This window comes from Alcanivorax sp. UBA3183 (assembly GCF_002364155.1).
In the GTDB taxonomy this organism is placed as follows: Bacteria; Pseudomonadota; Gammaproteobacteria; order Pseudomonadales; family Alcanivoracaceae; genus Alcanivorax; species Alcanivorax jadensis.
The window spans coordinates 50,055-70,262 of sequence record NZ_DEXN01000043.1 but is presented as its reverse complement, the minus strand read 5'-3'; the positions used below and the strand labels follow the sequence as shown (position 1 = coordinate 70,262).

Genomic DNA, 20,208 nt, shown 5'->3' with positions numbered 1-20,208 from the left:
AATCAGTCGGTGAGTTCACTTTCGGCTTGCTCCAGCGACTCCATGGCTTCCAGTAACTGCTCTTCCAGTTCGTCGTGCTGTTTCTTCAGACGCGCCTGATCGCCGAGTAATCCATTCATTTCGTTTTTGCGACTGTCGTCTGTATACAGGGCTTCGTCGCCCAGGGCTGTCTCGATCTCGGCCAGCGTCTGGTCGCAATGGCTGAGTTGCTTGTCCAGTTTTTCCACCTGCTTTTTCAGCGGGCGCAGCTGGTGGCGTTGCTGGGCAGCCTGTTGACGGCGGGCCTTGGCATCGAGGCCGTCGCCGGGCTTGTCTTCCTTGACGGGTTTGCCGTCGCGGCGGTTCTGTTGCAGCCAGCGGCCGTAGTCATCCAGGTCGCCATCGAATCGACTCACTGACCCGTTGGCCACCAGATAGAACTCGTCCACGGTGGTTTCCAGCAAGTGGCGATCGTGAGACACCAGCACCACCGCACCCTCGAAGGATTGCAGCGCCATGGTCAGCGCTTCGCGCATGTCCAGGTCCAGATGGTTGGCCGGCTCATCGAGGAGCAGCAGCGCCGGTTTTTCCTGCACGATCATAGCCAGCGCCAGGCGGGCTTTTTCGCCACCGGAGAAACGGCCCACCGGTGCAAACACATCATCGCCGTGGAAACCGAAACGGCCCAGCTCGCTGCGCAGCTGCGATTCACTCCACTTGGGGTAAAAGCGGGACATCATCTGGTAGGGGGCGTCGTCGGCGGCCAGCCGGTCCACCTGTTGCTGGTGGAAGTAGCCGATCACCAGGTCGCCGTCTTTTTCGAAGCGTCCACCCAGTGGCGCCAGTTCACCCACCAGGGTGCGCATCAGGGTGGACTTGCCGGCGCCGTTGGGGCCGAGCAGGCCGATGCGCGATTCAGGGCGCAGGCTCAGGCTGACCTGGTCAAGAATCGGTGCGCCCGGGTAGCCGCACTGCACCGCATCCAGGTTTTCCATGGGGTTGGGCAGTTTGTTCGGGCTGTGGAATTCAAAGCTGAAGCCGGAATCCACGTGGGCCGGGCCAATCAGTTCCAGCCGTTCCAGTGCCTTCACCCGACTTTGTGCCTGTTTGGCCTTGGAGGCCTTGGCCTTGAAGCGGGCGATGAACTTCTGCATGTGGGCTACCTGGGCCTGCTGCTTCTCGTGCATCTTCTGCTGCAGGGACAGTTGCTCGGCGCGCTGGCGTTCGAAATCCGAGTAGCCGCCGCTGTAGTGCTTCAGTTGTTTGTGTTCGATATGCAGGATCTGGTTGACGGTGGCATCCAGGAAGGCGCGGTCGTGGGAGATCACCAGTAGTGCCCCCGGTTGCTGTATCAGGTAGCTCTGCAACCAGAGGATGGCATCCAGATCCAGGTGGTTGGTGGGCTCATCGAGCAGCAGCAGATCTGCATCGCTCATCAATACCTGGGCCAGGTTCAGACGCATGCGCCAGCCACCGGAGAAGCTGGCCACCGGCTGTTGTTGCTGGGTTTCGCTGAAACCAAGGCCGGCCAGCAAGGTGGCGGCGCGGGCCGGTTGTTGCCAGGCGTGCAGGGCTTCCAGCTCGCCGTGGGCATGGGCGATGGCGTGGTTATCACCGGCGATTTCCGCGTCTGCCAGTGTTTTCTCTGCCCGGCGCAGGGCGCGGTGGCCGTCAAGCACATAATCGATGGCTGGCTGTTCCAGTGCCGGTACTTCCTGGGCCATCATGGCCAGGCGCCAGTCCGAGGGCAGGTTCAGGTTGCCGCCGTCGCTCTCCAGTTCGCCCATGATAAGCTTGAACAGCGAACTCTTGCCGGTGCCGTTGCGGCCCACCAGCCCCACACGCCAGCCCTTGTGCAGGACCACGCTGGCGTCTTCCAGCAACAGGTCGGGGCCACGGCGAAGGTTGATGTGTTCCAGAGAGAGCATGGGGTAATCCGGGGTTGATGAGAACCGGCGCAGTGTAAGCCAGCAAACGTAACGGGGGAACCGTGGACGACTCCATAAAGCAGGATCTGTGGCGCTATGCCCTGGGGCGATGGCAGCACAAGAATTTTGAGCGGGCTTGCCTGCATCTGCAGGACGATTACCAGGTGCCGGTGGCCCTGTTGCTGTCTGGCCTGTGGCTGGCAGAGTCAGGTAAGCAACCGGATGCCGGGGTAGGGCGCCGCATGGCAGAGCTGGCCGGACAGTTTGAAGCCGATTACCTGCGCCCGTTGCGGGCGGTGCGCCGCAAGGCCGGTGAAGACACCCGGTTGCCGGAATTCAAGCGGCAGCTGCAGCAGGTGGAGCTGGAAGGGGAGCGCTGGTTACTGGCCACCCTGCCGACTTTGTGTGACAACCTTATCCCTGCGGGCAAACCGGTGGACGCCATGGGCTGGTTGCTGGTGCTGGTGCCGGAAACGGCGCAGTGCGAAGGGTTGCAGGAATCCCTCAATGATCTGGTTGCGCTCTAGGCATTGCGACGAAGCCGCTGTAGGAGTACCTCTTGAGGTGCGAATCCGAGCCTTGGCGAGGAAATGGTATCGCAGCTACTCCCATCCCTTTCCAGAAAAGCCTGTTGAGCCCTGACATTCCTGATCGGCCTTCGGCCGATTCCGCGTTGACACGCGGTTCGCCCCTCAAGAGGTGTATTCGCTGCGCTCACCCTTCGGGCCGCACTGCACAACGTGCGTTACTTCGCTACGCTACGTTCCTACGGTGCCACCACCTCGCGCTTTGAACTTTTAACGCCTGCCTGCCATCCTTCATTTCCCTTGTGTTTCACTGGATTTCCCCATGACCACCGACCTGGCCTTCGACCGCGATCATCTCTGGCACCCCTATACCTCCACCTCGAAACCCTTGCCTACCTTTCCTGTGGCCAGTGCCAGAGGGGTGCGGTTGACGCTGGAAGATGGGCGCGAGCTGGTGGATGGCATGTCGTCCTGGTGGGCGGCGGTGCATGGCTATAACCACCCGGTGCTGAATCAGGCCGCCAAGGACCAGATTGACCGCATGGCCCATGTGATGTTCGGTGGGCTGACCCATGAGCCGGCGGTGGAGCTGGGCAAGAAACTGGTGGCATTGACGCCGGACCCGCTGGAGAAGGTCTTTCTGGCTGACAGCGGCTCGGTGTCGGTGGAAGTGGCCATTAAGATGGCGTTGCAGTACTGGCTCAGCCAGGGGCATACCGGCAAGGATAAATTGCTGGCCCTGCGTAACGGCTATCACGGCGATACGTTCGGAGCCATGGCTGCCTGTGATCCGGTCAATGGCATGCACTCCCTGTTCAGCGGCGTACTGGCCAAACATTATTTTGCCGAGGCGCCGCAATGCCCCTACGACAGTGATTTTGATACCGAGGATCTCAATTCCATCCAGCAGATGCTGGCGGATCATCATCAGGAGATTGCCGCCGTGATTCTGGAGCCGGTGGTACAGGGCGCCGGCGGTATGAGGATGTATCACCCCACCTATCTGAAGGCTGTGCGCGCCTTGTGTGATCAGTACGGGGTGCTGTTGATCTTTGATGAAATCGCCACCGGCTTTGGCCGCACCGGCAAGCTGTTCGCTCTGGAACATGCGAATGTGTGCCCGGATATTCTCTGCCTGGGCAAGGCGATCACCGGCGGCTACATGACCCTGGCAGCCACCCTTTGTACCGGCCAGGTAGCAGCGGGTATTTGTGATGGTGAAGCCGGTGTATTGATGCACGGTCCCACCTTCATGGGCAATCCGCTGGCCTGTGCGGTGGCCAATGCCAGCATCCAGTTGCTGCTGGATTCCGGCTGGCAGGAAAAAGTGGCGGCCATCGAGGCGCAGTTAAAGACGGAGCTGCTGCCTCTCAAGGACCTCTCCCCCGTGGCTGATGCCCGGGTGCTGGGTGCCATTGGCGTCATGGAAATGAAAGAACCGGTGGCCATGGAACAGGTGCAGGCACACTTTGTGGAACAGGGCGTCTGGATCCGCCCGTTCGGCAAACTGGTCTACATCATGCCGCCATTCGTGATTGAGCCGGAGGATTTAAGCAAGCTGACCGGGGCGATGCGGGATTTGGCGGAGGGCAGTTGACGTCAAGCCCCAACTTTAAAGCCGTTGTAGGAGTTCCCTTCCAGGGGACGAACCTCGCGAAGTGAGGCGACAAGAGATTTCACCTGCCGCACTGCCATGAGTCGACCTGTAGAACCTGATCGCCCTGCGGGCAATTCCGCGTTTACACGCGGCTCGTCCCCTGTAAGGAAACTCCTACAGGTGGTTTACCGAAACCCCGGCATGGTCTGTATCAGATGCCGCTGCACCTCCAGCCACTCACCAATACGACGCCAGTGCTGTTGGTCATCCAGGTGACGGGAGACGGCGGCGTCGAGGACGCCTTCGCCATTGCTCATGGCCTGCACATAGAGTTGAGTATCGCGCAGGGTAACCAGGTAGGGAATCTTCAGGCTGGCGAGAAACTGGCGCAGAGACTCGTACATGCGGGTGCGGGTGCGGGAACGATTGGCTATCACTGCCAGCCGACGCGGACGGCGCCGGTAGCTGGGGGCCAGCATGACGGTTTGCAGGAAACGGGTGGTGGCACGAATATCGATAGGGCTGGGCAGTACCGGGACCAGTACCACCTGTGACAGGCGCAGCAGGTGATCAAGATGATGGGGGTCCAGGCCGGCGGGTGAATCGATGATGGTAATCGGGCCGGCCTGATCGAGCTTCTGTTGCAGTCGGCCCAGGGAGACCGGCTCGCCGGCTGGCCAGCCGAGGCCGCGAATTGTGGTATCACGACGTAGTTTCAGCCATTGCAGAGACGACTGCTGTGGATCCATATCCAGCAGGGATACCTGTCGCCCCAAGGCCTCATAATAGCAGGCCAGGTTGGTGGCAATGGTGGTCTTGCCGCAGCCCCCTTTACTATTTGCGATCAGAATTACCATGCGGGACGGGCTGGACGAACGCGATTGGGAGCCGATCCCCTTGGCAGGGCTGTTCTGTGCGCTATTCATGCCGTGTCTTATTCGTTTTTTTGCGGGGGATTGTACCCGGCGGTTTGGGTGGCGCGATTACCGTCAGAAGAAAAGGTGATGCTGCTCACAAAACCAACAGTACCGCAAAATAAGGCGCATTGATGTAATTTGTGATGTTATTTTGCTCTCGCGGGGAACTGAATCCTGTGAAGACGGCTCAGTAAAGGGGGAGAGGAAACATCATGCGTTACCTGTTGATTATCATCGTGTTGCTGGCAGTTGTGCTGGCAGCGCTGTTTACTGTGCCGCTCGGTGGGGGTAAGCCGCTACTGGACTGGCAGCATGTCGAACAGAACTGGCAGCAGCCGGAACGGTTGCTGGACCGGAAGATTTCTCCCTGGATGGGGGGAAATGGGGAAAGCGCAGAGATGTATCGCTGGCGTGACCCCCAGGGAAACTGGCAGTATGGCCAGATTCCGCCGCCCGGTGTGCAGGCGGAACCCTTTACCGTAAAAGCGCCCAATACCATCACTGCCGAAGAAATGCGCGGTGGTAAGGTGCCGGAACAGCAACAACAACAGTAGGCCAATTGGAGGCAGAATGAAGAAATTGGGAATCGTGCTGGCGGGGACTGTCCTGCTGGCAGCGTGTGGTCAGGAAACGGTTGAGCTTAAAAGTGATGATCAGAAAGCGTCCTACGCACTGGGCTTCCGCAGTGCGGAGCAGATGCGTAGCCTGGAAAACCTGGATCTGGATGCCATGGTGTCAGGCCTGCGTGATGGCTTTGCCGAAGACGGCAAATCCAAGCTGGGTGAGCAAGATCTGGACCAGCTGATTCGTGACTTCCAGGGCCGTATGATTGAAGCCCAGCAGAAGAAGATGGAAGAAGCGGCCGGGAATAACCTGGAAGCCAGCGAAAAATTTCTGGCCGAGAATGCCGAGCGTGAAGGCGTTACCGTCACCGACAGCGGCCTGCAGTACGAAGTGCTGGAGTCCGGTGAAGAAGGGGGTGCATCCCCGACCCTGGAAGACACCGTGGAGGTTCACTACCACGGCACCCTGCCGGACGGCACCGTCTTTGACAGCTCTGTAGAGCGCGGTCAGCCGGCCACCTTCGGGCTGCAGCACATCATTCCTGCCTGGCAGGAAGCGCTGCCGATGATGGCGGAAGGCGACAAGTGGAAAATTGCTGTGCCGCCGTCTCTGGGCTATGGCGAGCAAGGCGCTGGCGGCGATATCGGCCCCAACCAGGCGCTGATCTTCGAGATCGAACTGCTGGATGTGAAAGGCAGCGAATGAAGCAGGAGTTGACGAGGAATTAATCTCCTCGGTTCACGCTTCAACAAAAAGGGCGCCTTCGGGCGCCCTTTTTGGTTGCTACAAACCCTGCGGTGCGGACTGCGACATCGCTACGAAGCCGCTGTAGGAACCTGGCGTAGCGGAGTAACGCAAGTAGTTCCGTGCGGCCCGAAGGGTGAGCGTAGCGAATAACACCTCTTGAGGTGCGAACCGTGCGTAGCGCGGAAATCGCCCGCAGGGCGATCAGGAATATCCGCACTCGACAGGTTTCATTTAACCGGTTAGCTGGTAGCCACCTTCATTCGCGCCTCATACTCGCAGAGCACAGAGAGCGGAGCTCCTACAGTTAACCTTGACGCGCGGAGCACGGCGGGTGCTGCTACACGCCATGCATTGCTTCGTGTTGCAGCTAGAAATTCGTGGCTAGCTACTGCTTTCAATGCGTCGCCTGCTGCCGTGGCGGTTCCTGCTGGTGAATGCTGAGAATCAGCTGGTCTTCCAGCGCAAACCTTTCTTCCAGCGTCTGCATCAGCAGGGTGATGCGTTCCGGTAACTGATCCCGCAGTGCCAGCCACTGTTCCGGGCGCTCGAAATGCTCGTTGAAGGCCAGGGCTTCGTCGGTGGAGTTGTCCAGTTGCTGGAGAATCTGTCGGGTGAGGGTAGGGTTGTCGCGATGGAAATGGCGGGCCTCGTTGACCAGCTCCCGGTACACCTCGAAGTAGCCGGCGCTGATGTAGTCCATCAGTAGCTGGCAGAAATTCTGTACCTGTTTCTGCAAAGGCTGACGGTGATCGGACAGGCCTTTCAGGCCCTGCAGAGTGCATAGCAGCACAATCAGTTGCTGACGCTCATCCAGCCAGGCCTGCACCAGCGCCTCAATGCGCTGCCATTGGGCCAGAGCTGCAGAATGGGAGCTCACCATGGTTCCTCCTTGGAGTGCCCGTTGACTATTGTCTTGTTGGGCTATCGAGCCTAGGACTGGCGGGACTGTGCTGGCAATGGGACAAAATCGGCGTGAAGTCGGGTCAGGGGGAAAAAGCACGCTATCTCAGCCACTTGTCGTTAAAGACAAATTTCTTCTAAAAAGCGGTTTTTTAGCGCTATCCGTGTTGCGTAATGCGTGCAGCCTGTCGCGGCTCTTATAGATATTGCGCTACCCAGGGCCACAACCAGGGCAGCGCCAGCGCCGTTACCAGCCCGCACAGGCCTAGCGCCAGTCCGGCAAAAGCACCGGCTTTTTCCCCATATTCGAAGGCTCGGGCGGTGCCGATGGCGTGGGCTACCAGGCCCAGTGCAAATCCCTTGATGCGGTCGTCGGTGACTCTCAACAGGCGGAAGATGGGGCCAGCGGCCAGGGCGCCGACGATGCCGGTGATCGCCACTGCGCCGGCGGCCAGTGACACATAGCCACCGGTGGATTGCACCACCTCCACGGCAATCGGGGTGGTGATGGATTTGGGCGCCAGTGAACCCACCACTTCGGCGGGAGCGCCCAGCCACCAGGCCAGTCCCACGGCAATGGCGGCAGAGATAAAAGCGCCCAGCACGGTGGCGATCAGGATCGGTGTGAGCACGCTGCGTACCGTGTGCAGCTGTCGATAGAGAGGCCAGGCCAGTGCTACCGTTGCCGGACCCAGCAGAAAGGAAATCAGGGTGGTCTGGTCGCGGTATTCCACGTAGTCCACGCCGACCAGGGGTAGCACGACAATCACCGGAATCGAGGCCACCAGAAAGGGGTGAAACAGGGGCAGGCTGTTGCTACGGCCGTACACCCACAGGGCAAAGCGGTAGCTGACCAGGGTCAGCAGGATGCCGAACAACGGGGTGTGCACCAGGTCTGCAAGGTTGTCGAGCCTATCAATCATGGCTGCCTCCCCGCGACTTACCATGTTTGCCGCCCAGCAGCTTCTTCAGCATCAGGGTGACCAGCACCATGCTGAGCAGGGTGCCTAGCACCACAGCCACGCCCAGTGCCAGGGCATAGTCTTCGTAGCGATGCCATTGCAGCACGATGCCTACCCCCAGCGGGAAGATCAGCAGGCTGATGTGCTTGATCAGGGCGCCGGCGGCAGGGGCGACTCGCTGGCTGAAGGGGGCATTGAGTAGCAGGGCCAGCAACAGCAGCACCATGCCGACCACGGAGGCGGGCAGGGGGATGCCGGTGAGGCGGATTAGCACCTCACCAAGAAACTGGAAAAACAGCAGGATCAGCAGGCCGTCGATCATGGGGCGATCAACGTTTGGGGAGCGGGCGGAACAGTTGCACCAGCGCCACCAGCAGCAGGCCGGAAAAGACCACCAGTGACCAGGCTGGCAGGCTCAGGCCCAGGAAAGCCCAGTCCATTTCTGCGCATTCCCCGGAGCCCGCCAGCACTTCCTGGATCACGCTTTGCAGGGGGAACACATCCAGCATGTAATTGAGGCCGGGACCACAGGCGGGCACCTGATCCGGCGGCAGGTTTTGCAGCCAGATATGACGGATGGAGATGGCGCCGCCGCCGATGGCAGCCAAGCCGGTGAGCAGACCGTAAACACGCACACCAATGCGCCCGGGGCCATGCAGAGCCGCAATCAGCAGAATCAGGGCGGCAGCTATCACGCCGATGCGTTGAAAGATGCACAACGGGCAGGGTTCCAGGCCATCAACGTGCTGCAGATAAAGGGCACCGGCCATGGCGGCAATACAAGCCAACAGGGCAAGCAGGTTAAGCTGACGGGGTGCTGGGATAAGGGACGACATGGGCCACTCTTTTCGTCGGGGACCGGCGAAGGGTAGGCAAAAGCGGGGTTGGCGGCAAGGGGGGGATTGAACCGTGGGAGCGGTCGTTAGACCGCGATCTTCATGGGACAGGGCATTCGCGGTCGAACGACCGCTCCCACAGGGTCGAGGTAGAGGGTGGGGCTGCTGTTTGTTCGGATGGTGTCAGGCCTGCCTGGCATCCTGCTCCTGCAGGTTGCGATCATGCCAGGCCTGGATACCCGCTTCCCACCCCTGAAACCACCATTCTGCCAGGGCATCATCGGCGGAATAAGGACAGCGATTGTTGTCGCCTCCACCCATGCCCCACATACATCCTTGATTGTAGGCTTTTTCGCACTGATCACGATCTGGCATCGCGACGCTCCCTTGCCTGTTTGTCCGAGACTACCACCGCAATACAGACTGAACAGGGAAGAAGTACGTCTTTTTGTTGTGAAATTGCACAAAAACCGGACGGAACGGTGGTGTTGAGACGCGGCGCACAGCGGCCTTGTGACAACCGCCCCGGGGTATAAAAACAACCCGTTTCACCACAGAGCACACCGAGAGCGCAGAGCTAAGGTCTTTCTCAGTGTGCTCTGTGCCCTCTGTGGTGAAAATGCCTTTTGCTGTCAGAGTCACTCACGTGGTTGGTCGGGGCTTCAGTCGCGGAAGTAATCCGCCAGGTAATCCTCGAAACTCTGGGTCTCCGCGTCTTCCCAATGGCGCTGCTCGGTGAGGCTGTGTTCGGCCAGTTGTTCCAGGCGCTGGTTGGTCTCGTCGCAACGCTGGCGTGACAGGAAGTGATCCCGGTGGGCCAGAGCCTGATCCATGGCGAACTGAAAGAAACTTTGCTGACGGCTTTCCAGCTTGTCGAGAATGCGCGCGGACGGGGTAGTGTCCGGGTTGTCCACTTTTTCCTGTTGGCGGGCCAGGGCATCGCTGTAGTTGGTGCCGCCGTGAGTGCGGTCGAACAGCTCGGCAATGGGCTGCATCTGGGTGAGCTTTTCGCTGGCCCAGTCTTTCAGGGAGACGGACTTGCCCCAGTTGCACAGTTCGATGGCTGTGTTGCGCCCCTCGTAGACCACCTTGCGCAGGTTCTCCTTGCTGGCATGGAGATCGCATTTTTCCAGTTGTGGCGATTCGCGCAACAGGCAGTAGGTGGCGAACAGATCCAGGAAGCGGATTTCCTGCTGGTTAATGCCTACCGGCTCGAAGGGGTTCAGGTCCAGGGCGCGAATCTCGATATATTCCACGCCGCGTTGCTGCAGGGCGGTGGTGGGGCGCTCGCCCTTGTTGATGGTGCGTTTGGGGCGGATCGAGGAGTAGTACTCGTTCTCGATCTGCAGGATGTTGGCATTGAGCTGGCGATAGTCGTCGCCCACCTTCACCCCGATCTTGTCGTAGGCCGGTTCCGGCGTCTTGATGGCATGGGTGAGAGTGGCGACGTACTCGTCCAGATTGTTGTAGCTGATGGCCAAGGACGACTGGGCATTGTTCTGGTAGCCCAGGTCGCTCATGCGCAGGCTGGTAGCGTTGGGCTTGAACAGGGTGTGGTCAAAGGTATCCAGCTGGTGTTCGCGACCTGCCAGGAAGGATTTGCACAGCGCCGGGGAGGCACCGAAAAGATATACCAGCAACCAGGAGTAGCGTTGAAAATTGCGGGTCAGGTCGAAATAGCGCCTGGAGATATAGTCCTGTAACGGGCCGTTTTCTCCCTCCAGCACCTGATTCAGTTTCCAGAATTCTTCCGGGTAGGAGAAGTTGTAATGGATGCCGGCGATGGTCTGCATCTTGCGGCCATAGCGGTGGCCCAGACCTTCCCGGTAGACGCTCTTCATGCGCCCCACGTTGGAGCTGCCGTACTGGGCTACCGGCACGTCGTCATCGTTGCGGATCATGCAGGGCATGGAGTTGACCCACAGCACCTCATCATCGATATGGCTGTACACATAGCGGTGCAGTTGTTCGAGAAACTCCAGCGGCTTGTGCAGCTCGGTGCTGGGTGGAGTAATGAATTCCAGCAGGGCTTCGGAATAGTCCGTGGTGATATAGGGGTGGGTCAACGCGGAGCCCAGCGCCGGCGGATGTGGCGTCTGTGCCAGGGTGCCATCGGTGGTAATGCGCAGGCTTTCTTTCTCAATGCCGCGGCGGATGCCGGCCAGGGTGGCGGCGGCGTCTGAATCCAGCAGGGCATGGATGCGTTGTTCGAGCTGTGCCATAGCAGGCGGTTCCGTTATCGAACTCCGGGTGACGAACAGGCCATCGGCATGTCCGCCCTACATTGCACGGGAGCGGCACCCTGTTCCCCTGCGCCCCCGCCACTGGCGAGAGCGGCGCGAGAGGAAGAGGGTGCCGCCGTTTCCGTCAGCCTGAGCCATGACTACAGGCGCTTCTTGCCTTTTTTCTGCTCGTCCTTGGCCTTGGCGAACAGATCCGCAAAGGTGCCGCCAGCGTTGCTCTGGGCCTGGCCGCCGCCGCGTTTGTTGCCGCCCTGACGCTGGCCGCCGCCATTGCCCTTGCGGGCACTGGCAGGGCGTTGCCCGGCGGCTTTCTCGGCGGGCTGGTCGTCCATGCGCATGGTCAGGCTGATGCGTTTGCGGTCCAGGTCCACTTCCAGCACCTTCACCTTGACGATATCGCCGGGCTTGACCACATCATGGGGGTCTTCCACGAACTTGTCGGCCAGTGCGGATACGTGCACCAGGCCATCCTGGTGAACGCCGATATCCACGAAGGCGCCGAAGTTGGTCACGTTGGTGACGGTGCCTTCCAGCATCATGGACGGTTTCAGGTCCTTGAGTGTTTCGACCCCTTCCTTGTACACCGCCGCCTTGAATTCAGGGCGTGGGTCACGGCCGGGTTTTTCCAGCTCGCTGAGGATGTCGGTGACCGTGGGCAGGCCGAAGGTGTCATCGGTAAAGTCGGCGGCGTTGACCTTCTTCAGGAAGGGCACGTCAGCGATCAGGTCCTTGAGCGGCCGGCCGTGTTTCTCGGCGATTTTTTCCACCAGTGGGTAGGCTTCCGGATGGACGGAGGAACTGTCCAGCGGGTTGGCGGCGTCCATGATGCGAAGGAAGCCGGCGGCCTGTTCGAAGGTCTTGTCACCCAGGCGTGGCACCAGCTTCAGGTCGGCCCGGGAGCCAAAGGCACCGTGGCTTTCCCGGTAAGTGACAATGTTTCCGGCGATGGTGGTGTTGAGGCCGGCGATACGGGCCAGCAGCGGGGCGCTGGCGGTGTTCACGTCCACGCCCACGGAGTTCACACAGTCTTCCACCACCGCGTCCAGGGAGCGGGACAGCTTCAGCTGGCTCACATCATGCTGGTACTGGCCCACGCCGATGGCTTTCGGGTCGATCTTCACCAGTTCGGCCAGCGGATCCTGCAGGCGGCGGGCGATGGAGACGGCACCACGGAAGGATACGTCCAGATCCGGGAATTCCCGGGCGGCGGTTTCCGAGGCGGAGTACACCGAGGCGCCGGCCTCGGAGACCATGATTTTCTGGATGTTGCCCTTGCTGGCCTTGACCACTTCGCCGGCCAGCTTGTCGGTCTCGCGGCTGGCGGTGCCGTTGCCGATGGCGATCAATTCCACCTTGTGCTTGAGGCACAGGGCAGCCAGGGCAGACAGGGACTGGTCCCACTGGTTTTTCGGCTGGTGCGGGAAGATGGTGCTGTGCTCCAGCAACTTGCCGGTGGCATCCACCACCACTACTTTCACCCCGGTACGCAGACCCGGATCGAGACCCATGGTGCACTTGGGGCCGGCCGGGGAGGCCATCAGCAGGCTCTTCAGATTACGGGCGAACACCTGAATGGCTTCTTCCTCGCCCAGCTCACGGACCCGGCCCAGCAGTTCGGTTTCCAGGTGGGTGTTGAGCTTGATCTTCCAGGTCCAGCGCATTACTTCCTTGAGCCAGTCATCGGCGGCGCGGCCCTGATGCTGCCAGCCGGTTTCCGCAGTGACCATGGCTTCGCAGGGGTGTGGCTGGGCGCTTTCCAGTTCTTCCGGCAGCACCATGGAGACATGCAGGATGCCTTCGTTGCGACCGCGGAACAGGGCCAGAGCCCGGTGGCTGGGGATATTCTTGACGGCTTCGCTGTGGTCGAAGTAGTCGCTGAACTTGGCGCCTTCCTTCTCCTTGCCGTCGACCACCTTGGCCTGAATCTGCGCCTTGTCCCACAGGAAGGTACGTAGACGGGTTAGCAGATCGGCGTTTTCGGCGAAGCGTTCCATGAGAATCTGCCTGGCGCCGTCCAGGGCATCCTTGGCGCTGGCAACTTTGTGTTCTTCGTTCAGGAAGCCGGCGGCCAGCTCTTCCGGGTTCTGGCTCGGATCATCCAGCAGACCGTCGGCCAGCGGTTCCAGGCCGGCTTCGCGGGCGATCTGGGCGCGGGTGCGGCGCTTGGGCTTGTAGGGCAGGTAGAGATCTTCCAGCCGGGTTTTGGTATCGGCGGCCTTGATCGCCTTCTCCAGCTCCGGGGTCAGTTTTTCCTGCTCGGCAATGCTCTTCAGGATCGCGTCGCGGCGTTCTTCCATTTCGCGCAGGTAGCGCAGCCGTTCTTCCAGGTTACGCAGCTGGGTGTCGTCCAGACCGTCGGTTACCTCTTTGCGGTAACGGGCGATAAAGGGGACGGTGGCACCGTCGTCGAGCAGGCCTACGGCAGCGTGGACCTGGCGTTCCTGACAGCCGATTTCCTCGGCGATAATCTGTTCAATACTGCGCATGACATTTCCTGGCTGCGTGCGGCCTGCCGACGTATTGCGTGCAGGCGTAAAACAAAACGACCGAAATCATAGGCAATGATCCCGGTCGTTAACAGATTGACTTGTCGAAGCGGCTATGTTGCGGGGCTGGACTAGCCCAGCACTTCGTTGATCTTGGCGATCAGCTCGGCTTCCTTGGGCGGCTTGATGATATAGCCGGCTGCGCCCTGGCGTTGCCCCCAGACCTTGTCGGTCTCCTGATCCTTGGTCGTCACCAGGATCACCGGAATCTGTTCGGTAGCCGGGTCACGGGTGATTTTGCGGGTGGCCTGGAAGCCATTCAGTTCCGGCATCACCACATCCATGAGGATCAGGTCAGGCTTTTCCTCACGGGCTTTTTCGATACCTTCCATACCATTGGTGGCGGTGATGACCTCATGGCCTTCGCCCTGAACGATCTTGACTAGATTGGTCAGTTGAGTCGGCGAGTCGTCCACCACAAGAATTTTGGCCATGTTGCTCTCCTCGCGCCGATCCTGCTGTGCGTCGGCGGTACTTTGTTTTTGTCTGTTTGCTTTCAGACGCGAATAATACCAGTCACTGGTCAAAAGGTAAGCTGTCGAATTATGGCACTGTGATGCCGTTTTCGGTCAGCGTGTCAGGGTATGGGCGCTGCGCCGACTCCAGAACAGCAATGGCAGTACGATTACGGCAGTGAAAAGGCTCCAACCTGCCAGTGACCAGAACGCGCCAGCCAGCAACTCCCCTTGCCGGCCTGACAGAGGCGCCAATGCCGCTATCAGCAGACTGCCGAAACCTGTCACCAGCAGCCAGTGTACAGCCAGCCCGGTGGCCCGCTGCCGGCGGCGGAACAGTTGCCACAGGAAGGCGCCACCCAGCCCCATCATTACTAGCCACAGCAGCGCGGAAGGCGCTATCACCAGCAGCCCGGCATCGGCTTTCAGTGCCTGCAGCAGCAGCGGTAGTTTGCCCACTATCGTCAGTAACAGCCAGGGGCCGAGAATCATCACCCACCACAGGTGCCCACCCAGCCCCTGGGGACCCGCTTGCTGGCGGTAATGGATGGGGTCGAAACGCCAGGCGCGGCGGGCCAGTTCGCCCCAGTTGGTTGGCGCCAGGTGCGGGCCCAGGCCCTGAAAGCGGTCACGCTGTTCTTCGATCAGCATCAGCATGGCCGGCACCACCAGCAGGATCAATACGGTGCCGAACAGCAACCCGAAGACAATGCTCACCGCCATGGGCTTGAGGAACTGGGCCTGCAGGGAGCTTTCGAACAGGATCGGGGTGAGGCCGGCGATGGTGGTGATGGAGGTCAGCAGCACGGCCCGCAGTCGCCGCACACAGGCCTCCACGATGGCCTCGAACCGTTCCATGCCTTCGGCCACCAGTTGTTGGTAGAAACTCACCAGCACGATGGAATCGTTGACGATAATGCCGGACAGGCCGAACAGCCCCATGGCCGAGAACATGGAGAACTTGATGCCGAACGGTGCGGTGAGGATATGCCCGATCACCGCGCCGGTGAGGCCGAAGAAAATGGCGGTCATGATCGCCAGGGGCCAGGAGTAGGAACTGAATACCCAGGCCAGGACCACGTAGATCAGCGCTAGCCCGAGCAGGGCGCCGGTGGCCATGTCCTTGAGGTTGTCAGCCTGCTCCTGCAGCTTGCCCTCGTAGCCGACACCGATGCCGTATTTGGCTTTCAGGTCGGGCAGGGTGCTGTCGTTGAGGCTGGCGATGATTTCGTTGGCATTGCCCTGCTCCGGGTCCAGATCGGCGTAGACCGTGACCGCCAGTTCGCCATTCACTCGGCGTAGCAAGTCCACACCCTTGCGGGCGTCGAAGTTCACCACGTCACGCAGGGCGATGGCTTCCCCCTGGGGGGTGATCACGGGCAGACGTTCCAGAGCGCTGAATTGTCGCCGCTCGTTGTCCGGCAGCATCACCCGCACCTCGATTTCCTCGTCTTCCTCGTTGTACAGCTGGGCCAGGTTGCCGTCGAAGGCAGCACGTAACTGGCTGGCCACCTCATTGAGGGTCAGCCCCAGGGCCCGGCCCCGGGCGGTCAGTTCAAAGGTCAGCTGTTCCTTGCCGTAGGGCAGGTCGTCGTCCACGTTGCTGACCCCGGAGAAATCGTTGAGGCGTTCCTGCAGGGCAAGGGAGGCCTGTTTCAGAGTCGGCGCATCGCTGCCGGTTAGCTTCACCTCGATGGGCTTGCCGGGCGGGCCGGCTTCCGGCTGGGAAATGGTTAGCTGGTCGAGGCCGGCGGGCAGGGTCAGTTTGTCCCGCCAACTCTGGATCAGTTCGTCATTGCTGATCTGTCTGTCGGAGCCCACATAGACTTCCACCACCAGGGTGCCGTATTCGTCGCCGTATTTTTCCATCCGCCCGCCGGGGTTGGGGAAGCCGGCGGCGGCGCCATGGTGGCTGATCACGGTTTTGACCAGATGGCCGCCCAGTTCCTCATTGGTCTCGTTCAGGGCGGTTTCCAGTTGCGCCAGGAAGCGGTCCACCTGGTTGCGGTCGGTGCCGGAGGAAAATTCCACCACGGCGCGCAGCTGGTCGCCATCCACCGGCGGGAAGAAGGTGAACTTGAGCCAGCCGGTGGCGATCAGGCTCAGCGCCAGAATGAAAGCGGCCACGGCGGAGACGCTGACCAGATGGCGGTGGCGGATGGCCCAGGCCACCAATGGCCGGAAGCGTTCTTCGCGCAGTCGGTTGAAACCCGCGTCGATGCGTTCGCGTAGCCCAGAGGCCTTGACCTGAATGCCCCGGAAGCTGTGATGCAGATGGCCGGGCAGCACCAGAAAACATTCCAGTAGCGATGCCAGGATCACGCAGATCATCACGAAAGGAATATCAAAGGCGATCTTGCCCATGGCGCCGCTCATCATGCCCAGTGGCAGGAAGGCGGCAATGGTGGTGGTGCTGGAGGCCACCACCGGCCAGAACATGCGTCGGGCACCGCCCAGGGCAGCGCGCTGGGCGGATTCCCCCTGCTGTAAATGGGTGAGGGTGTCCTCGCCCACCACAATGGCATCGTCGACGATGATCCCCAGGGCCAGAATCAGACCGAACAGGCTGATCATGTTGATGGTGCCGCCGAACAGCCACACCAGCCCCAGAGTGGCCATGAAGGACACCGGGATGCCCACGGTGACCCACCAGGCGACCCGGGCATTGAGGAAGAAGTAGAGCGTGGCGATGACCAGCAGCAGACCGGTGATGCCGTTCCACAGCAGGGTGGAAATACGCTCTTGCACCAGCTTCCAGGCCTCGAAATAGAAGGTCATCTGTACGCCTTCCGGGAGGGTGGCGCGGTAGTCGGCCCCCCAGCTGCGCACCTTGTCGGCCAGCTCCAGCATGTCGCCGTCTTCGCCGCGCATCACCTGCAGCTCGATGGCCGGGTTGCCCTGGTAGGTGAGGGTGGGTTGGTCATCCCGGGGGCGCCGTTCGATGATGGCCACGTCGCCCAGGCTCAGCTGCTGGCCGTCGGCGGTGGTGATCAGCGGCAGGTCGGCGAAGGCCCGTTCGTCACGGCGCTGACCGAGGGCGCGCAATTGTTTGGCGGCGTCATCCCGGCCCACGGTGCCGGCGGGAATGTCCTGGCTGAAATTGCGCACCCGATTACCGATCTCGCCAAGGCTCATGCGCAGATCATGGAGGGCAGCGGCGGGCACCTGGATGGCCATTTCCTCTTCCGGCAGGCCGAGGAAGTCCACCTTGCCGGCACCCAGGGCAAGGATCTCGTCCTCCATGTTGCGCACCAACGGGCGCAGCTCCTCCAGGGAGCCGTTTTCCGTGGACACCATGATGGAGGTGACCAGCGAATAGTTGGTGATCTTCTGGATAACCGGTCGTTCTGCGTCCTGGGGCAGGTTGCGGATGGAGTCGATACGCTGGCGCACTTCATCCAGGGCCAGGCCCAGGTCGGTGCCGTCCTCCAGTTCGATAAAGATGGCCGAGGCACCCTGCTGGGAGCGGGCGATCAGTTTCTTGGTGTTGGGCAGGGTCTTGATGGCCTGCTCCACCGGAATGGTGATGGAGCGCTGCACATCCTCGGGGCTGGCGCCGCGCCAGGGGATAGTGACGGTGATGTAGTCAAAATCGAAATTCGGGAACAACTGGGTGTTGAGCCGGTTGAGGCCGAGAAACCCGAGCATCACCATCAGCAGCATCAGCAGGTTGGAAGCAACCTTGTGCTGGGTGAAGCTGGCGATCAGACCCCGTGGCTCACTCACCCTGATCACCCTCTTTTTTACTATTGATAGCAGGCGTAGCCGGCGCGTCTTTCACATCCGCCTTGTCGGTGTCGGCGTTGCTTCCCGGTACCGGTTGCGGGTCCACCGGCAGGCCGACGATAGCCTGGGGGAGCTGGGTGGTCATGATGCGCTCGCCGCCCTGCAGGTCGGGGACCTGCAGCAACAGTTGCGACTGCGTCTGCGTCATGGCTTCGCCGACGATGTCCGCTGCGGTTCTCTGCAGACGGTTGTCGTCATCAATGAGGTAGAGCCGGTTGAGTCCGTGCAGGGCGGTGGCGGGCACGGCGATCAGGTTGTCCCGGGCCGGCAATGTCAGGGTAATGGTCAGCGGGCGGCCCAGGGCCGCCGCGGGCACGCCGTCGACAAATTCGAATAACCCATCAATGCCGCCACGGGCATCGCTGGCTTCGCCGGCCAGCCGTTTCAGATTCAACGCCAGGGTGCGGCCTTCCAGGTCGGTGCTGGCGGCCAGCTCACCCTGGTCGAGACCATCGCGCACGGCGGCCAGGTAACGCTCGGGAATCTGCGCGCGCACTTCCAGCTCGGCGTCGGCGAACAGACTGAGCAAGGGGTCGCCGGGGCGCACCCGTTCCCCGGGCGCCACCGGGATTTGCGTCACGGTGCCATCGAAGGGGGCTTCAACGCGAGTGCGGGTCAGGTCCAGTTCGGCCTGCTGCAGCTGGGCTTCAGCGCTGGCCAGGCGGGCTTCCATGCGGGCCAGCTCATTCTTGAAATCGCTGACACTGAGTTGGCGCTGACCCAGCGACAACTCGGCGCGTGCCTTGGCTTCTTCTGCCTGATCCAGTTGGGTCTGGGACACCAGTTGCTTGCCACGCAGGGATTGCAGCCGTTGCAGATTATCTTCACTCAGTTGCGCCAGCTTTTTTTCCAGCGCCAGGTTTTTCTTGTCGCTCTGGTAGCGCAAGCGGGTGGTCTGCAACTGGGCGGCGGCTTCATCGCGGGTGGCCCTGGCCCTGTCTCTGGCCAGGGCGGCTTCGGTGTCGTCCAGCTGGATCAGCAACTGGCCGGCGCTGACCTTGCTGCCGGCCCGCACCGGGATCGTTGCCACGTTAGCGGTGACCACGGCGGTCAGACTGGCGGCACGGGGTGACTGCACCCGACCAAAAAGCTGGATCTGGGGCGAATGGGCGCCGGGGTCGGCCAGTATAAAACGTACCCGGTCGTGACGTTCACTGACATCGCGGGTGGGGGCCGAGGGTTTGAATACGGCCAGCAGCACAATGGCCAGAATCGTCCCCAGGATGACCAGGGCCACGGGCGGAAGCTGTTTCAGGCGGTCTCGCAAGGGAGGAATCCTTTATTGATAGCCATTCTCATTTGTCGCGTACTCTAGCGATTTCTTTTTCTCGTGCCTACTTTGGCGGTGCTTCTGCACCGACCACAATGACCCAGATTCGCAGACTGCAATGTTTTTATACAATCTGCTCAGACCATTATCTTGCACGTTCGGTCCACAACGCGTAAATCAGAGTCTGCGATAAGTGGAGGCACCGTGACAGAACAACAGGACAAGATTCTCGTCGTCGATGATGACGCCCGCCTGCGCAGTCTGCTGCAGCGTTTTCTTGAAGAGGCAGGCTATGCCGTGAAGGCAGTAGGTGATGCGGAACAGATGGATCGGGCCCTGTCCCGGGAGCTCTATTCGTTGATGGTGTTGGACCTGATGCTGCCCGGTGAGGACGGCTTGTCCATCTGCCGCCGGCTCCGGGAGGCAGAAAACCGTATGCCGATCATTATGCTCACCGCCAAGGGCGATGACGCGGAGCGTATTGAAGGGCTGGATGCCGGTGCGGATGACTACCTGCCCAAGCCGTTCAACCCCCGTGAGCTGGATGCGCGCATCCGGGCGGTGTTGCGTCGCCATGTGCGTGAACTGCCGGGGGCGCCGAGCAAGGAAGAAGGCGAGGTGAGCTTCGGGCCGTGGGAGCTGGATCTGGGTAACCGCACCCTGCTCCGCGACGGTGACCCGCAGAACCTGACCACCGGCGAATTCGCCGTGCTCAAGGCGCTGATACAGAATCCCCGTGAGCCGCTGACGCGCGACAAGCTGATGAGCCTGGCCCGGGGTCGCGAATGGTCTGCCATGGAACGCTCCATCGACGTGCAGGTGTCGCGCCTGCGCCGCCTGCTGGAAGACGATCCCTCCAAGCCCCGCTATATCCAGACCGTGTGGGGCGTGGGCTATGTGTTTGTGCCTGATTAAGAGACGCTTCAGGCCGCACGCAGCAGGCATCATGCG

17 protein-coding genes are annotated in these 20,208 nt (G+C 61.0%); 5 read left to right on the top strand and 12 right to left on the bottom strand.

All coding sequences use genetic code 11. The annotated features are described in order from the left end of the window. Window positions 1–2 precede the first annotated feature (2 nt). Window positions 3–1,907, bottom strand: a complete 1,905-nt coding sequence (locus B3Q33_RS13290; protein ID WP_035246156.1) for an ATP-binding cassette domain-containing protein — start codon at window positions 1,905–1,907, stop codon at window positions 3–5. A 62-nt stretch (window positions 1,908–1,969) separates the two neighbouring features. On the opposite strand from B3Q33_RS13290, the gene B3Q33_RS13285 reads away from it, so the two are divergent. Both B3Q33_RS13285 and bioA read left to right on the top strand, forming a co-directional pair. Continuing rightward, window positions 1,970–2,434, top strand: a complete 465-nt coding sequence (locus B3Q33_RS13285) for a TIGR02444 family protein (RefSeq protein WP_273010161.1) — start codon at window positions 1,970–1,972, stop codon at window positions 2,432–2,434. 322 nt (window positions 2,435–2,756) lie between these two features. Continuing rightward, the gene (bioA, locus tag B3Q33_RS13280) at window positions 2,757–4,031 is read left to right on the top strand and encodes an adenosylmethionine--8-amino-7-oxononanoate transaminase (protein WP_273010162.1); all 1,275 of its coding nucleotides are present in this window, start codon (window positions 2,757–2,759) and stop codon (window positions 4,029–4,031) included. A 185-nt stretch (window positions 4,032–4,216) separates the two neighbouring features. Here bioA and B3Q33_RS13275 read toward each other — a convergent pair whose 3' ends face one another. Next, window positions 4,217–4,957 (bottom strand): ParA family protein, encoded by a 741-nt coding sequence (locus B3Q33_RS13275; RefSeq protein WP_052042557.1) that lies wholly within the window; start codon window positions 4,955–4,957, stop codon window positions 4,217–4,219. Between the two features lie 203 nt (window positions 4,958–5,160). On the opposite strand from B3Q33_RS13275, the gene B3Q33_RS13270 reads away from it, so the two are divergent. Both B3Q33_RS13270 and B3Q33_RS13265 read left to right on the top strand, forming a co-directional pair. After that, entirely contained in the window at window positions 5,161–5,502 is a 342-nt protein-coding gene (locus B3Q33_RS13270; protein WP_035246162.1) for a DUF4124 domain-containing protein, read from the top strand. Between the two features lie 16 nt (window positions 5,503–5,518). Next, a complete protein-coding gene (locus tag B3Q33_RS13265; RefSeq protein WP_273010163.1) occupies window positions 5,519–6,217 on the top strand; it encodes an FKBP-type peptidyl-prolyl cis-trans isomerase in 699 nt (232 codons plus the stop codon). A 436-nt stretch (window positions 6,218–6,653) separates the two neighbouring features. Here B3Q33_RS13265 and rsd read toward each other — a convergent pair whose 3' ends face one another. The 10 genes from rsd to B3Q33_RS13215 form a co-directional block, all read right to left on the bottom strand. Next, window positions 6,654–7,139 (bottom strand): sigma D regulator, encoded by a 486-nt coding sequence (rsd, locus tag B3Q33_RS13260; RefSeq protein WP_273010164.1) that lies wholly within the window; start codon window positions 7,137–7,139, stop codon window positions 6,654–6,656. 217 nt (window positions 7,140–7,356) lie between these two features. Next, window positions 7,357–8,082, bottom strand: a complete 726-nt coding sequence (locus tag B3Q33_RS13255) for an LrgB family protein (RefSeq protein ID WP_035246168.1) — start codon at window positions 8,080–8,082, stop codon at window positions 7,357–7,359. Then, window positions 8,075–8,443 carry a CidA/LrgA family protein gene (locus tag B3Q33_RS13250; RefSeq protein ID WP_273010165.1) on the bottom strand — a complete coding sequence of 123 codons (369 nt, stop codon included), beginning with the start codon at window positions 8,441–8,443 and terminating at the stop codon, window positions 8,075–8,077. The genes B3Q33_RS13255 and B3Q33_RS13250 overlap by 8 nt, the downstream gene beginning before the upstream one ends. Window positions 8,444–8,450: 7 nt before the next feature. Then, the gene (locus B3Q33_RS13245; RefSeq protein ID WP_035246173.1) at window positions 8,451–8,957 is read right to left on the bottom strand and encodes a disulfide bond formation protein B; all 507 of its coding nucleotides are present in this window, start codon (window positions 8,955–8,957) and stop codon (window positions 8,451–8,453) included. A 183-nt stretch (window positions 8,958–9,140) separates the two neighbouring features. Continuing rightward, window positions 9,141–9,332 carry a ribosome modulation factor gene (gene rmf, locus B3Q33_RS13240; RefSeq protein ID WP_035246175.1) on the bottom strand — a complete coding sequence of 64 codons (192 nt, stop codon included), beginning with the start codon at window positions 9,330–9,332 and terminating at the stop codon, window positions 9,141–9,143. A 287-nt stretch (window positions 9,333–9,619) separates the two neighbouring features. Then, on the bottom strand, window positions 9,620–11,179 hold the full coding sequence (gene gshA, locus B3Q33_RS13235; RefSeq protein WP_273010166.1) for a glutamate--cysteine ligase: 1,560 nt from the start codon (window positions 11,177–11,179) through the stop codon (window positions 9,620–9,622). 161 nt (window positions 11,180–11,340) lie between these two features. Continuing rightward, entirely contained in the window at window positions 11,341–13,686 is a 2,346-nt protein-coding gene (locus B3Q33_RS13230; protein WP_273010167.1) for a Tex family protein, read from the bottom strand. Window positions 13,687–13,817: 131 nt separating this feature from the next. Further along, window positions 13,818–14,180, bottom strand: a complete 363-nt coding sequence (locus B3Q33_RS13225) for a response regulator (RefSeq protein WP_035246181.1) — start codon at window positions 14,178–14,180, stop codon at window positions 13,818–13,820. A gap of 135 nt (window positions 14,181–14,315) precedes the next feature. Beyond that, entirely contained in the window at window positions 14,316–17,927 is a 3,612-nt protein-coding gene (locus B3Q33_RS13220; RefSeq protein WP_273010168.1) for an efflux RND transporter permease subunit, read from the bottom strand. Continuing rightward, complete coding sequence (locus tag B3Q33_RS13215; protein ID WP_272962590.1) at window positions 17,920–19,254, bottom strand: efflux RND transporter periplasmic adaptor subunit; 1,335 nt, start codon at window positions 19,252–19,254, stop codon at window positions 17,920–17,922. Before B3Q33_RS13215 ends, B3Q33_RS13220 begins: the two co-directional genes overlap by 8 nt. 207 nt (window positions 19,255–19,461) lie before the next feature. Here B3Q33_RS13215 and ompR point away from each other — a divergent pair, with 207 nt between their 5' ends. Continuing rightward, window positions 19,462–20,172, top strand: coding sequence for a two-component system response regulator OmpR (gene ompR / locus B3Q33_RS13210; protein WP_272962591.1), 711 nt, complete (start codon window positions 19,462–19,464; stop codon window positions 20,170–20,172). Window positions 20,173–20,208: the final 36 nt, after the last annotated feature.

What these genes read in the sequence shown, in the direction of transcription:
- B3Q33_RS13290 (WP_035246156.1), bottom strand. Translation starts at nt 1,907, where the DNA reads ATGCTCTCTCTGGAACACATCAACCTTCGCCGTGGCCCCGACCTGTTG.
- bioA (WP_273010162.1), top strand. Translation starts at nt 2,757, where the DNA reads ATGACCACCGACCTGGCCTTCGACCGCGATCATCTCTGGCACCCCTAT.
- B3Q33_RS13275 (WP_052042557.1), bottom strand. Translation starts at nt 4,957, where the DNA reads ATGAATAGCGCACAGAACAGCCCTGCCAAGGGGATCGGCTCCCAATCG.
- B3Q33_RS13270 (WP_035246162.1), top strand. Translation starts at nt 5,161, where the DNA reads ATGCGTTACCTGTTGATTATCATCGTGTTGCTGGCAGTTGTGCTGGCA.
- B3Q33_RS13265 (WP_273010163.1), top strand. Translation starts at nt 5,519, where the DNA reads ATGAAGAAATTGGGAATCGTGCTGGCGGGGACTGTCCTGCTGGCAGCG.
- rsd (WP_273010164.1), bottom strand. Translation starts at nt 7,139, where the DNA reads ATGGTGAGCTCCCATTCTGCAGCTCTGGCCCAATGGCAGCGCATTGAG.
- B3Q33_RS13255 (WP_035246168.1), bottom strand. Translation starts at nt 8,082, where the DNA reads ATGATTGATAGGCTCGACAACCTTGCAGACCTGGTGCACACCCCGTTG.
- B3Q33_RS13250 (WP_273010165.1), bottom strand. Translation starts at nt 8,443, where the DNA reads ATGATCGACGGCCTGCTGATCCTGCTGTTTTTCCAGTTTCTTGGTGAG.
- B3Q33_RS13245 (WP_035246173.1), bottom strand. Translation starts at nt 8,957, where the DNA reads ATGTCGTCCCTTATCCCAGCACCCCGTCAGCTTAACCTGCTTGCCCTG.
- rmf (WP_035246175.1), bottom strand. Translation starts at nt 9,332, where the DNA reads ATGCCAGATCGTGATCAGTGCGAAAAAGCCTACAATCAAGGATGTATG.
- gshA (WP_273010166.1), bottom strand. Translation starts at nt 11,179, where the DNA reads ATGGCACAGCTCGAACAACGCATCCATGCCCTGCTGGATTCAGACGCC.
- B3Q33_RS13230 (WP_273010167.1), bottom strand. Translation starts at nt 13,686, where the DNA reads ATGCGCAGTATTGAACAGATTATCGCCGAGGAAATCGGCTGTCAGGAA.
- B3Q33_RS13225 (WP_035246181.1), bottom strand. Translation starts at nt 14,180, where the DNA reads ATGGCCAAAATTCTTGTGGTGGACGACTCGCCGACTCAACTGACCAAT.